This window comes from Kitasatospora sp. NPDC034035 (genome assembly GCF_055575755.1).
Genome location: NZ_JBVISA010000005.1, coordinates 242,317 through 256,683, shown reverse-complemented (window position 1 = coordinate 256,683; position 14,367 = coordinate 242,317). Strand labels below are relative to the sequence as shown.

Annotated in this window: 16 protein-coding genes; 9 read left to right on the top strand and 7 right to left on the bottom strand. The window is 70.0% G+C overall.

The window, feature by feature from the left end; genetic code table 11:
- The first annotated feature begins 226 nt into the window (after positions 1-226).
- A complete protein-coding gene (gene dnaE, locus ACZ52J_RS09840) occupies positions 227-3,781 on the top strand; it encodes a DNA polymerase III subunit alpha (protein WP_465617244.1) in 3,555 nt (1,184 codons plus the stop codon).
- Positions 3,782-3,847: 66 nt separating this feature from the next.
- Here dnaE and ACZ52J_RS09835 read toward each other — a convergent pair whose 3' ends face one another.
- Positions 3,848-4,252: a CBS domain-containing protein gene (locus tag ACZ52J_RS09835; protein WP_465617242.1), complete on the bottom strand. Its 405-nt coding sequence runs from the start codon at positions 4,250-4,252 to the stop codon at positions 3,848-3,850.
- A 488-nt stretch (positions 4,253-4,740) separates the two neighbouring features.
- On the bottom strand, positions 4,741-4,944 hold the full coding sequence (locus ACZ52J_RS09830; RefSeq protein ID WP_030918248.1) for a cold-shock protein: 204 nt from the start codon (positions 4,942-4,944) through the stop codon (positions 4,741-4,743).
- A 502-nt stretch (positions 4,945-5,446) separates the two neighbouring features.
- Here ACZ52J_RS09830 and ACZ52J_RS09825 point away from each other — a divergent pair.
- On the top strand, positions 5,447-5,674 hold the full coding sequence (locus tag ACZ52J_RS09825) for a hypothetical protein (RefSeq protein WP_360492186.1): 228 nt from the start codon (positions 5,447-5,449) through the stop codon (positions 5,672-5,674).
- 180 nt (positions 5,675-5,854) lie between these two features.
- Here ACZ52J_RS09825 and ACZ52J_RS09820 read toward each other — a convergent pair whose 3' ends face one another.
- The 3 genes from ACZ52J_RS09820 to ACZ52J_RS09810 form a co-directional block, all read right to left on the bottom strand.
- Complete coding sequence (locus tag ACZ52J_RS09820) at positions 5,855-6,160, bottom strand: MerR family transcriptional regulator (RefSeq protein ID WP_329924752.1); 306 nt, start codon at positions 6,158-6,160, stop codon at positions 5,855-5,857.
- Positions 6,161-6,919: 759 nt separating this feature from the next.
- Positions 6,920-7,120 (bottom strand): hypothetical protein, encoded by a 201-nt coding sequence (locus ACZ52J_RS09815; protein WP_360492189.1) that lies wholly within the window; start codon positions 7,118-7,120, stop codon positions 6,920-6,922.
- Between the two features lie 133 nt (positions 7,121-7,253).
- Positions 7,254-7,442 carry a hypothetical protein gene (locus tag ACZ52J_RS09810; RefSeq protein ID WP_360492192.1) on the bottom strand — a complete coding sequence of 63 codons (189 nt, stop codon included), beginning with the start codon at positions 7,440-7,442 and terminating at the stop codon, positions 7,254-7,256.
- A 194-nt stretch (positions 7,443-7,636) separates the two neighbouring features.
- Between ACZ52J_RS09810 and ACZ52J_RS09805 the strand changes: the two genes are divergently transcribed.
- The 7 genes from ACZ52J_RS09805 to ACZ52J_RS09775 all read left to right on the top strand — a co-directional run bounded on the left by ACZ52J_RS09805 (position 7,637) and on the right by ACZ52J_RS09775 (position 13,129).
- Positions 7,637-8,035 (top strand): hypothetical protein, encoded by a 399-nt coding sequence (locus tag ACZ52J_RS09805; protein ID WP_360492195.1) that lies wholly within the window; start codon positions 7,637-7,639, stop codon positions 8,033-8,035.
- A gap of 805 nt (positions 8,036-8,840) precedes the next feature.
- Positions 8,841-9,527, top strand: a complete 687-nt coding sequence (locus tag ACZ52J_RS09800; protein WP_465617239.1) for a type III effector protein — start codon at positions 8,841-8,843, stop codon at positions 9,525-9,527.
- A 71-nt stretch (positions 9,528-9,598) separates the two neighbouring features.
- Positions 9,599-11,575: a molecular chaperone HtpG gene (gene htpG / locus ACZ52J_RS09795; protein ID WP_465617237.1), complete on the top strand. Its 1,977-nt coding sequence runs from the start codon at positions 9,599-9,601 to the stop codon at positions 11,573-11,575.
- Between the two features lie 257 nt (positions 11,576-11,832).
- A complete protein-coding gene (locus ACZ52J_RS09790; protein ID WP_465617235.1) occupies positions 11,833-12,090 on the top strand; it encodes a hypothetical protein in 258 nt (85 codons plus the stop codon).
- On the top strand, positions 12,072-12,383 hold the full coding sequence (locus ACZ52J_RS09785; protein ID WP_465617233.1) for a hypothetical protein: 312 nt from the start codon (positions 12,072-12,074) through the stop codon (positions 12,381-12,383). The genes ACZ52J_RS09790 and ACZ52J_RS09785 overlap by 19 nt, the downstream gene beginning before the upstream one ends.
- Positions 12,384-12,431: 48 nt before the next feature.
- Complete coding sequence (locus ACZ52J_RS09780; RefSeq protein WP_465617427.1) at positions 12,432-12,671, top strand: STAS domain-containing protein; 240 nt, start codon at positions 12,432-12,434, stop codon at positions 12,669-12,671.
- A 53-nt stretch (positions 12,672-12,724) separates the two neighbouring features.
- A complete protein-coding gene (locus tag ACZ52J_RS09775; protein WP_465617231.1) occupies positions 12,725-13,129 on the top strand; it encodes a DUF2267 domain-containing protein in 405 nt (134 codons plus the stop codon).
- 232 nt (positions 13,130-13,361) lie between these two features.
- Here the strand turns inward: ACZ52J_RS09775 and ACZ52J_RS09770 are convergent, their stop codons facing one another.
- Both ACZ52J_RS09770 and ACZ52J_RS09765 read right to left on the bottom strand, forming a co-directional pair.
- A complete protein-coding gene (locus tag ACZ52J_RS09770) occupies positions 13,362-13,544 on the bottom strand; it encodes a DUF2267 domain-containing protein (protein ID WP_465617229.1) in 183 nt (60 codons plus the stop codon).
- Between the two features lie 201 nt (positions 13,545-13,745).
- Positions 13,746-14,180 (bottom strand): Hsp20/alpha crystallin family protein, encoded by a 435-nt coding sequence (locus tag ACZ52J_RS09765; protein ID WP_465617227.1) that lies wholly within the window; start codon positions 14,178-14,180, stop codon positions 13,746-13,748.
- Positions 14,181-14,367 lie beyond the last annotated feature (187 nt).

Sequence of the window (14,367 nt, the reverse complement as noted above, 5' to 3'; positions counted from 1 at the left end):
TACGGCCACCTTGTCGGAGCATCAGCGGGGGATGGCCGGCCAGTGCGCCGCCGCATCGCGAACGCGGCCGCACACGTCAGGGCGCCGTCAAACAGGGTGCTTCCGGACCCCCGTCCGGCGAGTCGGGCGCCTCGTTCGGCTAGCGTGGACACCTTCCCGCCGCGTTCCCTCCCCCGCCGCGCCCGACCCCGTCCGATCTCGCCCCGACGCAAGGAGCCTGCCCACCGTGTCCGACAGCTTCGCCCACCTGCACGTCCACACCGAGTACTCGATGCTCGACGGGGCCGCGAAGAACGGGAAGCTGTTCGCCGAGGCGGAGAGACAGGGCATGCCCGCCATCGCGATGAGCGACCACGGCAACATGTTCGGCGCGTACGAGTTCTTCCACGCCGCCGCGAAGACCGGCGTGAAGCCGATCATCGGCATCGAGGCGTACGTCGCGCCCGGCTCGCGCTTCCTGAAGAAGCAGGTGTTCTGGTCCCCCGGCGGCCAGCGGCCGAGCGGCGCCGACGGCGAGGGCGGCAAGGACGTCTCCGGCGGCGGCCGGTACACCCACATGACGATGTGGGCGCAGAACGCCACCGGCCTGCGGAACCTCTTCAAGCTCTCCTCGCTCGCGTCGATGGAGGGCTACTACATGAAGCCCCGGATGGACCGCGAGCTGATCGCCGCGAACGCGCAAGGCATCATCGCGACCACCGGCTGCCCCTCGGGCGAGGTGCAGACCCGGCTGCGGCTCGGCCAGTACGAGGAGGCGGTCAAGGCCGCCGGCGCGTACCAGGACATCTTCGGGAAGGAGAACTACTTCCTGGAGCTGATGGACCACGGCCTGGACATCGAACGGCAGGTCCGCGACGACCTGCTGCGGCTCGCCAAGCAGCTGGACATCCCCCTGCTGGCCACCAACGACTCGCACTACGTGACCGCCGACCAGGCGGACGCCCACGACAGCCTGCTGTGCGTCGGCGTGGGCAAGAACAAGGACGATCCGAACCGCTTCAAGTTCCAGGGCACCGGCTACTACGTCAAGACCGCCGAGGAGATGCGGGAGCTGTTCCGCGAGCTGCCCGAGGCCTGTGACAACACCCTGGCGATCGCCGAGCGGATCGAGTCGTACGAGGAGGTGTTCACCTACGTCGACCGGATGCCGCAGTTCGACGTCCCCGAGGGCGAGACCCAGGCGTCGTTCCTGCGGCAGAAGATCGCCGCCGGCCTGCAGCACCGCTACGGCGACAGCCCGAGCCAGGAGGTGCTGGACCGGATCGAGCTGGAGATGGGCGTGATCACCCCGATGGGGTTCGACGCCTACTTCCTCGTGGTCGCCGACATCTGCCAGTACGGGCGGGACAACGGCATCCCGGTCGGCCCGGGCCGCGGTTCGGCGGCCGGCTCGATGGTCGCCTACCTGACCGGCATCACCCAGCTGGATCCGCTGGAGCACGACCTGCTGTTCGAGCGCTTCCTCAACCCCGAGCGCATCAACCCCCCGGACGTCGACATCGACTTCGACGACCGCCAGCGCGACCAGATGGTGCGCTACGTCACCGAGAAGTACGGCGCCGCCTACACGGCCCAGGTGAACACCTTCGGCACGATCAAGGCCAAGGCCGCCGTCAAGGACGCCAACCGCATCCTCGGCTACCCGTTCTCCATGGGCGACCGGATCACCAAGGCGATGCCGCCGGACGTGATGGGCAAGGGCGTCCCGCTGGCCGACCTGTTCGACGCGAACCACTCCCGCTACAACGAGGGCGCCGAGATCCGGGGGCTCTACGAGAACGAGCCGGACGTCCGCAAGATCATCGACACCGGGCGGGGCATCGAGGGCCTGATCCGCGGCACCGGCGTGCACGCCGCAGCCGTCATCCTCTCCTCCACCCCGCTGCTCGACCTGATCCCGCTGCACATGCGGGACAAGGACGGCGTGATCATCACCGGCTTCGACTACCCGTCGTGCGAAGCCATGGGCCTGATCAAGATGGACTTCCTGGGCCTGCGGAACCTGGGGATCATCGACCACTGCATCAAGATCGTCAAAGCCAACCGGGGCATCGACGTCGACATCGAGAACATCCCGCTCGACGACCCCACCACCTACCAACTCCTCGCCCGCGGCGACACCCTGGGCGTCTTCCAGCTCGACGGCGGGCCCATGCGCGCCCTGCTGCGGCTGATGAAGCCCACCGAGTTCGCCGACATCTCCGCCGTCTCCGCGCTCTACCGGCCCGGCCCGATGGGCATGAACTCCCACACCAACTACGCCCTGCGCAAGAACGGCCAGCAGGAGATCATCCCGATCCACCCCGAGCTGGAAGCCCCGCTCGCCGACGTCCTCGGCCCGACCTACGGCCTGATCGTCTACCAGGAGCAGGTCCAGCGAGCCGCGCAGGTGCTCGCCGGCTACTCGCTCGGCCAGGCCGACCTGCTCCGCAGGGCCATGGGCAAGAAGAAGAAGGAGGTCCTGGAGAAGGAGTTCATCCCCTTCCAGGCCGGCTGCCACGAACGCGGCTACTCCGACGAGGCCATCAAGGCCGTCTGGGACGTCCTGGTCCCGTTCGCCGGCTACGCGTTCAACAAGTCGCACTCCGCCGCCTACGGCCTGGTCTCCTACCAGACCGCCTACCTCAAGGCGAACTACCCGGCCGAGTACATGGCCGCACTGCTCACCTCGGTGGCCGACGACAAGGACAAGATGGCGGTCTACCTGGCCGAGTGCCGGCAGATGGGCATCCGCATCCTCTCCCCCGACGTCAACGAGTCCGTCGTCGACTTCACCGCCGTCGGCAGCGACGTCCGCTTCGGCCTCAAGGCCGTGCGCAACGTCGGCGTGCCCGTCATCGAATCCCTGGTGCGCACCCGCGAGGAGCAGGGCAAGTACACCTCGTTCGCCGACTTCCTCGACAAGGTCGAGCTGGTGGTGTGCAACAAGCGCACCGTCGACTCGCTCGTCAAGGCGGGCGCCTTCGACTCCCTCGGCCACACCCGCCTCTCCCTCAGCACCGTGCACGAGAGCGCGATCGACGCCGTGACGGGCGTCAAGAAGCAACAGGCGATCGGCCAGGACGACCTCTTCGGCTCCCTCGAGACCGGGTCCGACACCCCCGCGATCGGTCTCGACTTCCAGCTCACCGACCGCGAATGGCCGCGCCGCCAACTCCTCTCCCTGGAACGGGAGATGCTCGGCCTCTACGTCTCCAGCCACCCGCTGGACGGCGCCGAGCACATCCTCTCGCGCAACCGCGACACCTCGATCGCCGAACTCCTCGGCTCCGGCCGCTCCGAGGGAGAGATCCGACTGGCCGGCCTGATCACCGCCGTCGACCGACGGATCAACAAGGCCGGCAACGCCTGGGCGATCATCACCCTCGCCGACCGCGACGGCTCGGTCGAGGTGCTGTTCTTCCCCGCCACCTACAACCTCATGTCCGCCCAGATGATCGAGGACAACGTCATCTCCGTCCGCGGGCGGCTCAACGAACGCGACGGCTCACTGAGCATCTTCGGCCAGGAGATCACCACCCTGGACATGTCCTCCGCCGAACTCGGCACCAAGCCGCCCGTCCAGATCAGCATCCCCGCCGCCCGGATCACCCCGGAGAAGGTGGCCGAACTCAAGCTCGCCCTCCAGGCGCACCCCGGAGACGTGCCGGTCCGCCTACTGACCACCAACTGGGACAAGGACACCCTCTACGAGCTGGGCTTCCTGGTGAACCCCGACAACGGCCTCGCCTCCGACGTGAAGACCCTGCTCGGCACCAACGCCTGGTCCGGAACGGCATAGCGGCAGCCCGCCCACCCCAGCACGTTTCCCCAGGTCAGCGCTGCCGCCCCCGGGCCGTGGGGCTGATCATCTCCCGAACCGCGAGGCAGGGCACCCGCTGAGCAGGCCGATGGCGTGACCGTCGTGGTCCACCACCGGCCAGGTGTCCAGGCCGCGGGAGCGCATAGCGGCGGCCGCGGTGGCGGCGGGCATGCCGATGGTGGCGAACGGGGCTCGGTCGAGGGCCACGTCGCGTACCGGGGTGCGCTCGGTGTACCAGGATCGGGCCTGGAACGGCGCCAGGTGCAGGCGGGTCAGCAGCCCGGCGCAGCGGCCGTCCTCGTCGCGGACCAGGAGGTGGTCCGCGCCGGAGCTCTGCAGGATGTCCATCGCGGCGTCGACCATGACATCGTCGCTGATCTGCAGCTCGGGGTGTTGCATGAGATCGCCGACCGTCGCGGTGGTCGGCGGGCTTTGGATCGTGGTGGTCAAGGGCTGACTCCTTCGTGTTTCTCCCGCCGAGTCCGGCGGTGATGATCAGGACACTGGTGGCGGACGGGCCGACAGGCTCCGCGGAGCGGGCCGTGGCGCTGCTGAAGGATTCCGCGTGCGGTCGTCGTGGGAATCCGGTGTCGCCGGCCCGGCGATCTGTGCGGGCCAGGTCCGTGTCGGGAGCCGGGTCCGGCGGTGCTACGCGGCGAGGGAGCGACTGGAGCGGTTCATCTGAGAACCGTGCGGCATGTCATCTACGGTCGGCGCCCACCGCGGAGGGCGGGAGCGGAGAACCTCGAACCGTGAGCTGTCACGGCAGGGCGCCGATCCGGACGCGGCGCTGTGCGTCTCGCGTGGGGATGGTCGCCGGTGGCGGAGCCAGGAGCCTGAACGGCCGGGGATGCGTGTGGCGCAATGCCGAGGGGCCCGCACCGGGCATGTGTGCGCGGTGCGGGCCCCTCGCTGCTTGGCGGGTGCCGTGGCAGAAATTACAGCGGACGAATGTTCTCCGCCTGCGGGCCCTTCTGGCCCTGCGTGACGTCGAACTCGACCTTCTGGCCCTCGAGCAGCTCACGGAAGCCGTTGGCGTTGATGTTCGAGTAGTGGGCGAAGACGTCGGGGCCGCCACCCTCCTGCTCGATGAAGCCGAAGCCCTTTTCCGCGTTGAACCACTTCACGGTGCCATTAGCCATTAAAAATTCTCCTTCAGAGGCTGTCCGAAGCACGCACAGTGCGGACTTCGAGTCGCCGCGATGAGCACCCACCCGGGGAAGAGCCGGGAAACAAAAATGCGCCTGCAAAACATCAGCAGGCGCACACAAAGTTCATGGGAACCACTACTGCAACTAAGACGACAGTAGCAGGCCGCGGCCCGCCGCGGTGGGATATTTCCGCCCCCAGTTCCGCGGCAGCGCACCCCAGAGCTGCCGTCCCAGAGCCGACGGGTCCGCCAAGTCGCTTGGACAGCAGGCTGGTTGGCCGAGTGGATCACTCCGCCCGGGCGGCCGCCCCGCGGCGCGATGACCGCAGGTGCGCAGTGTCCGTCGTCACGGTGCAGCCGCCAGGGGGACGGATCGCGCCTACCGGCGCCACCGAGGTGCCGGCTCGGACGAGCGCACGCGTCATTCCGGGTCCCCCGGGAATCGACGGCGCGAGAAGGTCCGACCTTGCGCTTTCCGGCGCATACTGGAGCTGATGACCAAATTCGCAGCAGTCCCCCGCCACCTGCCCACCAGCCCCTTCAAGGCCCGGGTGGAGGCCCCGCGCAAGCACTTCGCCGTCGGCGACCGGGTCACTCATGACCAGTACGGCCTCGGCCGGGCCATCGGCGTCGAAGGCGACAGCGACATCGCGGTACTCGTCGACTTCGGGACACGGCAGGAACGCATCACCCAGCCGTACACCGCGATGCACAAACTCTGACCCCGGGCGCCGCCGGTCCCGGCCGGCCGATCGTCCCGCGCAGCTCACCGACAGAGCGCGTCGGGCTCCCACCTCATCGCGCCCTGCGTGGCGGCCCCGCCCGGAGGGAAGGACCGCGGCACGCGGCGTGGAGGTCGCGGGCCGGCAGTCCGGTTCTCCTCAGGTGCGGTCGCGTTCTCCTCAGGTGCGGTCGCGCCGGAGTTCGGCGTTGATGCGCAGGGCCTCTTCGAGTTGGTCCTCGAGGATGATGATGCGGCAGGCGGCGTCGAGTGGGGTGCCCTGGTCGACGATTTCGCGGGCGCGGGCGGCGATACGCAGTTGGTAGCGGGAGTAGCGGCGGTGACCGCCGGCTGATCGCTGGGGGGTGATGAGTTTGGCCTCGTCGAGGCTGCGCAGGAAGCCCGGCGTGGTGCCCAGGATCTCTGCGGCCCGGCCCATGGTGTAGGCGGGGTAGTCGTCGTCGTCGAACTTGGTCTCTGCGCTCATGTGGTCCGCCGGGTCGTGGTCGGTGGCGAGGGTGGTCTGTTCCACCGGCACCTTCTTTCTCGGGAAACGGGTCGAGGGCCCCGGCGCTGTTGTGCGCCGGGGCCCAGGGATATGTGGATTCACTGCACCATCTACTGCACTACTGCTGCCGGCTGATTCGCCGGCCTGCGGTGTCCGCACTGCCCCGGGGAGGGACAGGATGCGGGGATCGCGTATGCGTGACCGAGGACCACCTCTTCCATGACGTTCCATGACGATGGCTGCTGCGGTGACCGCCCGGCTGGTACTGCGTGCCGTGGCGGGCGATCCGACGGGGTGAACCCTTCCCTTCTCCTCTGGTGTGCATCGTGCGTACTGCGGTAATGCGGTATTGCGAACTGCTGGCAACACCCGTCCTGCTGGTACTGCGTGGTGCGGACTTCAGATACTGCGGTTACTGCGAACTGCCGGGTGCTGCCGGTACTGCGTCCTGCGCGTGCGCGACCGCCACCGCCTGGGGCCCCGTGCACAACCGGGCCCGAGACGCCTGACAGGTCACCCGTCTTCCGTCGGGAAACCCTTCTGCCATGACCGGGCCCCGCGTACCGACGACCTGCACGCCTCCTGCATCTCTGCTGTTACCGCCAACTGCGGTACTGCCCAGGCAGTTCGTGTCTGCCTGCCCTGCGGTCCTGCTCTTCCAACACCAGGAACACTACACAGACCGTGGGGCAATGTCTACTCTCGCCACCGGAGGTTTCCATGGTTGGACGCCGGACCTTATCGGCGTGACCTCTCCGGCCCGGCGCATGTGCCGGGATGCGGGGCCAGGGCGTCGCGCAGGGCGTAGAGGTCGGCGACGGTGGCCTGTTCGGCCAGGCGCGCCAGCAGCCGGCGCAGGACCCTCTCGTCGCCGTCGCGGACCGCCTCCACGATTCCGCTGAGCACGGAGCGGTCGGTGATCGGGGCGGGCTGCTGCATCTCCACTCTCCTTCGCGCCCCGGCGGGGGGCGGTGCGTATGCCGTGTCTGCGCCCTGGGGCGCCCTGGTCGGGGCGGGAGAATATCTGCTGGGCAGCGGCCAGGGCCTGCGGGGGCCTGCGCGGCGGTGTCGTTCAGCGGGGGGCGAGTGCGGTGAGCGCGGTGGCCAGGACGTCGTGGACGGCGGGCGCGGCCGAGCTGGAGGCGAGCAGGAAGCCGAAGACGACGGCGACGCAGGCCGTGAACCCGGTCGCCTCGCGCCGACGCACCAGCACGAGAAGGACCGCGCCGAAGAACACCACGGCCGACACGTTGAGGACCACGGCCACCCCTTCCCGATCGGGCGGGTCGCGCCCGAACCGCGCCCGATACCTTTTCCGGCCATCCCATATTTTTCCATGCAGCGATCACAGATAGTGGAATTTTCGTGATCCGTCGTGCCCGGCGGCGTCATGGGCCGGCGGCGGGTCGGGGGTGTCCGTGCGAGCAGCTTCCGGCGGGCACTATCCTCTGGTTCATGTCGAACCCTGATGGGCTGCTCGTCGACATCGCCACGATGGTGGAGTCCGAGCGCAGTAACCAGATGCCTTTGACCGTGGTCGTCCCGGGGGCGGTCATCACCGGCCGGCTGGCGCCGGAGAGCCTGTGGAACGAGCGGGTGGCCGAAGTCCTCGCCGCCTCCGACCACCTGAAGCCCTTCGCCGCGCTGTTCACGGCGCGCGTCACCGGCGACGGCGGAGCGGGCGGCGACGACGCGGCGGCGGCGCCCGTCGTGAGGCCGACGCATCTGCATCTGCATGTCGCCCGCATCCTGCAGGGCAGCTACGGTCTGCCCCACACCGGAGGCATGTACCGGATCGCCATCGCCGAGATCAGCAGCTGGACGGTGGGAGACCTCAGCTACTCCGACCAGTGAGGCCCGTCCGGGGCGGGTTCGCCGGTGCCGCGGCCCGGCGGCCATGAGGGCCGGCACCCCCACCTGGTCGCTGCCGTCCAGCAGAGGCAGGCACACCCGTACGCCGTCGGTCCGGGCGACCCCGACCGCACTGGCGCGCAGGAAGGGCGTGCCGGCGGGGGAGCCGTCGATCGGCTCGGGCTCGCCGGCGGTCAGCCGCCCGCCGGGCAGCAGCAATGGCGGGCGGCCTCGGGCGCGAAGCGCCGCCGACGGGCTCAGCCGCAGGAACGGCCCGGCCGCTGCCGGCGGCCGACGGGGCGGCCTCGCCGGTCTGGGCGGTGATCCCGCGGGGGCGGGAGGCCGAGGCGATGGGGACGGCGAGGGTCAGGACACCGCCCTGAAGGTGAGCTGCGGCGCGACCCGGCTCGGGGGGTGTCAGCCAGCCGGATCCGGCGCTCGAACACCCCGTGGACCCGCTCGGCGAGCCGGGTGCCCACTCCCCCGCCAGCGGGGCGAAACGGCGTTCGGCCTTCACGGTGACGATCCGGTCCAGCGCTTCGACCTCGCTCGCCTCCGGCGCGATTCCGGGCAGGTCGAGCGCGATCACGAAACCCTCGTCCGCGCGCCCGGCATCCGTCGGGATCGCCGTCGGCCTCGACCGGAGCCCGGGGGGCACCTGGCAGGTCACCGCAGTGCGCACGGACATCGCCTGACACCTCCGGTCCGGAAGGTCTTCGGGTGGTTCGCACCGGTGCGGCGCGACACCAGCCGTTGTAATATGTCATCCATCCGATGACAACGGCATGGTCAGCGAAAGAATGACGACATGGATGTGCAGGACACCGGCGCGGCCGGGGTGGGGCCGGCCTCGTTCCTGGCCGCCGCCGCCGCGCTGGGCATGATGGACGCCGCCGCCCGCACCGCCCGCCACGCCCCTCCGGACCACGCAGGCCAGAACGACCCGGGCCAGGCCCTGGCCGCGCTCTTGATGCTGCGCCACCTTCGTGAGGAACTCGTCGGCTGGGAAAGCGGCCTGATCGAGACCGCCCGCGATGCGGGAGCCACCTGGGCCGATCTCGCCGAACCACTGGGCGTCCAGAGCCGCCAGGCGGCCGAGCGCCGCTACCTGCGCCTGCGTCCCAACGCTGAGGCCGGCACCGGGGCGGGCAGCACCGGCGAGCAGCGCGTCCAGGCCACGCGGGCTCAGCGCGCCGCCGACCGCGCGGTGACCACCTGGGCCCGTGACAACGCCGCCGACCTGCGCCGCCTCGCCGGTCAGATCGGTGCCCTGGACGACCTGAGCACCCAAGCGGCCCCCGCCATGGAACGCCTCCTCGACGCGCTCGGCCACCACGACCCCGCCCGCCTGCTCGCTCCGCTCGCCGAAACCCGGCCCCTCCTGGAGGCGGGCCATCCGAAGCTCGCCGACCGCCTCGATCAGGTCACCGCCCGGACCGACCAGCTGCGCGCCGACAGTGACCGGCACCGCCGCACGCCCCCAGCCGGACCGTGACCACCCCGGCGACGATCGCATGCCAGGCGACCCGACCGAACCCTTTCCACCGCTCGAAGGAGACACCTCTCGTGGCCAGCCCGACCCAGACGCTGGAGTTCCAGGCCGAGACCCGCCAGCTGCTGCAGCTGGTGATCCACTCGATCTACTCGAACAAGGACATCTTCTTGCGCGAGCTGATCTCCAACGCCTCCGACGCCCTCGACAAGCTCCGCCTGGAGTCCCTCACCGACACCGACCTCGACGTCGACACCTCCGACCCGCACATCACGCTGGACGTCGACAAGCAGGCCCGCACCCTGACGGTGCGGGACAACGGCATCGGCATGACCCGCGAGGACGTCGTCGACCTGATCGGCACCATCGCCAAGTCCGGCACCGCCGGCCTGCTGGCCAAGATCAAGGAAGCCAAGGACGCGGAGGCGGCGCAGAGCCTGATCGGGCAGTTCGGCGTCGGCTTCTACTCGGCGTTCATGGTCGCCGACAAGGTCACCCTCCACACGCGCCGGGCCGGCACCGAGCAGGGCACCGTGTGGGAGTCCGACGGTGAGGGCACGTACACGATCGCGGAGGCCGAGGGTCTGCCGGTGGGTACGTCGGTCACGCTGCACCTCAAGCCGGAGGACGGTGAGGACGGGCTCGGCGACTACCTGGCCGCGTGGAAGATCCGGCAGATCGTCAAGCAGTACTCGGACTTCATCCGCTGGCCCATTCGCATGGCCACCGAACCCGCCGACACCAAGTCCGCCACCCAGTCCGCCACCGAGGACGGCATCGAGTCCGCCGCCGGGGACGGGGCCGCGCGCGAGTCGGAGACGCTGAACTCGATGAAGGCGCTGTGGGCCCGCCCGCGAAGCGAGGTGAGCGAGGCCGAGTACAACGAGTTCTACCAGCAGATCAGCCACGACTGGCAGGCCCCGGCCGAGACCATCCACATGCGCGCGGAGGGCACCTTCGAGTACGAGGCGCTGCTGTTCATCCCCACCCACGCCCCGTTCGACCTGTTCTCCCGCGACACCAGGCGGGGCGTGCAGCTGTACGTCAAGCGCGTCTTCATCATGGACGACTGCGACGCGCTGATGCCGAACTACCTGCGGTTCGTCAAGGGCGTCGTCGACGCCCACGACCTGTCGCTGAACGTCTCCCGGGAGATCCTGCAGCACGACCGCCAGATCACCGCCGTGCGTCGGCGCCTCGTCAAGAAGGTCCTCGCCGCCCTCAAGAACATGCAGGCCACGAACACCGAGGCCTACCTCAAGCTGTGGGAGCAGTTCGGCCGTGTCCTCAAGGAAGGCCTGGTCGAGGACCGCGACAACACCGACGCACTGCTCGAGCTGGTCAGCGCCGCCTCCACCCACGATGCGGAGAAGCAGACCACGCTGCGTGAGTACATCGCGCGGATGAAGGACGGCCAGGACACCATCTACTACCTGACCGGCGAGAACCGCGCGACGGTGGAGAACTCCCCGCACATGGAGGCCTTCACCGCCAAGGGCTACGAGGTCCTGATCCTCACCGACCCCGTCGACGAGGTCTGGATCGACCAGATCCCCGCCTTCGACGGCCACCGCTTCCAGTCCATCGCCAAGGGCCAGGTCGACCTCGACGACGACGGTGACGGTGACGGTGACGGCAGTGACGAGGCGAAGGCCGAGAAGGCCCAGCGCGAACAGGACTTCGCCGCCCTGATCTCCTGGCTCCAGACCGTCCTGGCCGAGCACGTCAAGCAGGTCCGCCTCTCCACCCGGCTCACCACCTCCGCGGCGTGCCTGGTCGGCGATGCCCACGACCTGACTCCCACCCTGGAGAAGATGTACCGGGCGATGGGCCAGGAACTCCCGCAGGTCAAGCGCATCCTCGAACTCAACCCCGCTCACCCCCTCATCACCGCCCTGCGTCAGGCGCACGAGAGGGACGCCACGGGCCCGGTACTCGCGGACACCGCCGAACTCGTCTACGGCAGTGCCCTGCTCGCCGAGGGCGGCGACCTGCCCGACCCGGCCCGCTTCACCCGCCTCCTGACCGACCGCCTCGCCAACACCCTGTAGCCCGCGCCGGGGTGCGGCCCGCCCGGCGTCCCAGCCGGCCCGGCCGCACCCCGCACCGCTCGGCGCCACCTCCGCCCAGCCAACACGCACCGCCGGGGCCAGGTCCACGAGCCGTACCCGGCCCCGGCGGAACGCCTGGGCCGCGCCGGGCCCGGCATCCACCCCCCTCCGGTACCGCCGCGGTCACCCACTCCGGCAGTCGGAAACGGAAGCCGGCCCCGGTCGACGCCTCTCCGACCGATCAAGGAAACCGAAGCGTGTACGAGTACACCGACCGCAGGAACCGCACCCTGTCCGAGCGCGTCAACGCCGTCGCCGAGCGCCGCCCGGAGCAGGGCACCGAGCAGGACAGGGCCGCCGCGACCGCCCTGCTCGCCGACATGCTCCGCGCCGCCGCCCAGCACGGCGTCACCCTCGACACCTTCGACTGGGTGGCCGACCTGCCCGGCAACTGCTACGCCGCCGTCGTCTCTCCTCTGCACACACGCACCGCCCGGTGGGTCACCGCCAGCTGAAGCTCGAGACCGTCGGGGCGGTGCGCGCCGCCGGTGACAGCCGTGTCAGGCGCTTGATCGGCCTGTTCACGCACGTCACCGATCCGGACGGGGCCGCCGGCGCTGCGCACGGCGCTCGCCGCGGACGTGGTCGTCAGCGCCGCGAATCCATCAGTCACCTTCCCGACGACCTGCCGCTTGTCGTCGTTACGACGACCTGCTACAACGGTGAAGAGGTCAGGCGCACTGGCAGCACGTGTCTGGAGCGACCGGAGGTGTTCCGTGATGGTGATGCGCACCGATCCCTTCCCTGAACCGGACCGCCTCGCCCAGCAGTTTCTCGGGACTGCCGGAATGTCGACATCGCCACCGGTCCGACGCTGCGCGAGCGCATCGACGCAGCCCTCGAGCGGGCCCCACGGGCGGTGGTCGACGTGTCACGTGTCGATTTCATGGACCGCGCCGGCCTCGGCGCCCTGGTCGCCGCCGCCAACCGGGCGGAGCGGGCAGGCCGCATCCTCCCACTGCACGTCTCCGGTGGGCGGGTGAAGCGGCTGCTGCGCCTGACCGGCCCGCACCGGCGCCTGCCCGTCGAACCCTGACCTGGCGAATCCCGGCCCGGCGAACCCGGGCGGAGCGAAGGGACGAAAAAGCGATGACTCTGCGCTGGGAAGCATTCCTCGAGACCGTCCAGGACCGCGGGGAGTACGGCACCCCGCAGGAGGCCGAACGGGCGGCCCGCGTCGTGCTGGCCCTGCTCGGCGCCCACCTGCTCGGCGATGTGCGGGCCCATCTCGCGGCCCGGCTGCCCGAGACTCTCGCCCTGGTCCTGCTCAACCCGCTGCAAGCCGCCGAGCCGCTCACTCCCGAGCGGTTCGTACGCGCCACCGCCGCGTGGATCGAGGGCGCCACCGAGACCACCGCCCTGTGGGACGTCGGCGCGGTCCTGTCCACCGCCGCCGACGCGGTCGGCGAGGACCTCATGGGCCGCGTCCTGCTCCAACTGCCGCCCGGCTACGACCTCCTGTTCGGCCGCCCGCAGCCCGGCCGACGCCCGTGAACCACCCGGCCACCCTGCGAGGTCACGCCCGCAGACGCCTGGGGAGGACGGCCGTAGGGCGGACGCTCGGGGGTACGGGGGGGTACGTCCGTGCACCGGCCTTCTGGCTGCGGCCGAGCACGTCCACGGTCCAACGAGCCTGGCCCCTCATCGGTCACCGCCGGCTTCCCCTACGGCCGGCCAGGCACAGGATGACGCGCGACTCGGGGGCGTGGGCCGGGCGGCAGATCCATCAGGCGGCGGCGAGGACGGCGCGCGCACGGTCGGGGAGGGCGGCGGCGAGGTCGCAGCGTTCGTCGCCGGTGAGCTGGGAGCCGAGGACGGTGAGGACCGCGTCCAGGACGCGCTCCGCCTTCTGGTCGGTGTCGTAGCGGCCGAGGTCGCGGACCTGCTGCACGAGGTGGTGCCACGTCATGACGGATCAGGGCCTTTCCGGGTCACGGGGCCGGCTGGTGCGGCGTACGGGGTGTCCGGCGGGCAGCCGCTGGCCCGTCGCGGCGGTCTCGACCTGGGCGGGCGCGTGCTGCGGGGCTCGGCGCGGAACGGGGTGGGCTGTCCCGCGCGGCCGGGGGGAAGCCGCGCGGGACAGCCCCGCTTCCGGGGAGGGGTGAGGGGGTCAGGCCTGGATCTGCTTGCGGTCGCCGCCGTGGCTGATCGCGATCTTGCGGGGCTTGGCCTTCTCCGCGACCGGGATCTTCAGGGTCAGCACGCCGGAATCGTAGTCGGCGCTGATCCCCTCGGGATCCAGGGTGTCGGACAGCATGACCTGGCGGGAGAACACGCCGAGCGGGCGCTCGGACAGCTCCCACTTGACGTCCTCGCCCTCGCGGCGAGGACGTCGTTCGGCCTTGACGGTCAGCATGTTCCGCTCGACGTCGATGTCGATCGCCTGCGGGTCCACCCCGGGCAGATCGAAGCAGATGACGTACTCGTCGCCGGTGCGGTACGCGTCCAGCGGCATCGGGGTGGGGCGGGACCACGTACCGGTCGTGCTGAGGAATTGCTGGGCCAGGCGGTCCAGCTCGCGGAACGGGTCGGTGCGCATCAGCATCGCGAAACACCTCCAGTAGGGATCAAAGGGGGCCAGTGCGCTTCACCTGATTCCGTTCTAGCATGTCATCCATCCGATGACAAATACGCGAGTCACCAAAGGAGTGACGCCATGCGCGAGAGCCCCGCCCCACCCGCCGCAGCAGGCCCTGACGGCGGTTGTCGCGAACCACTGCGGCGAGGTATAC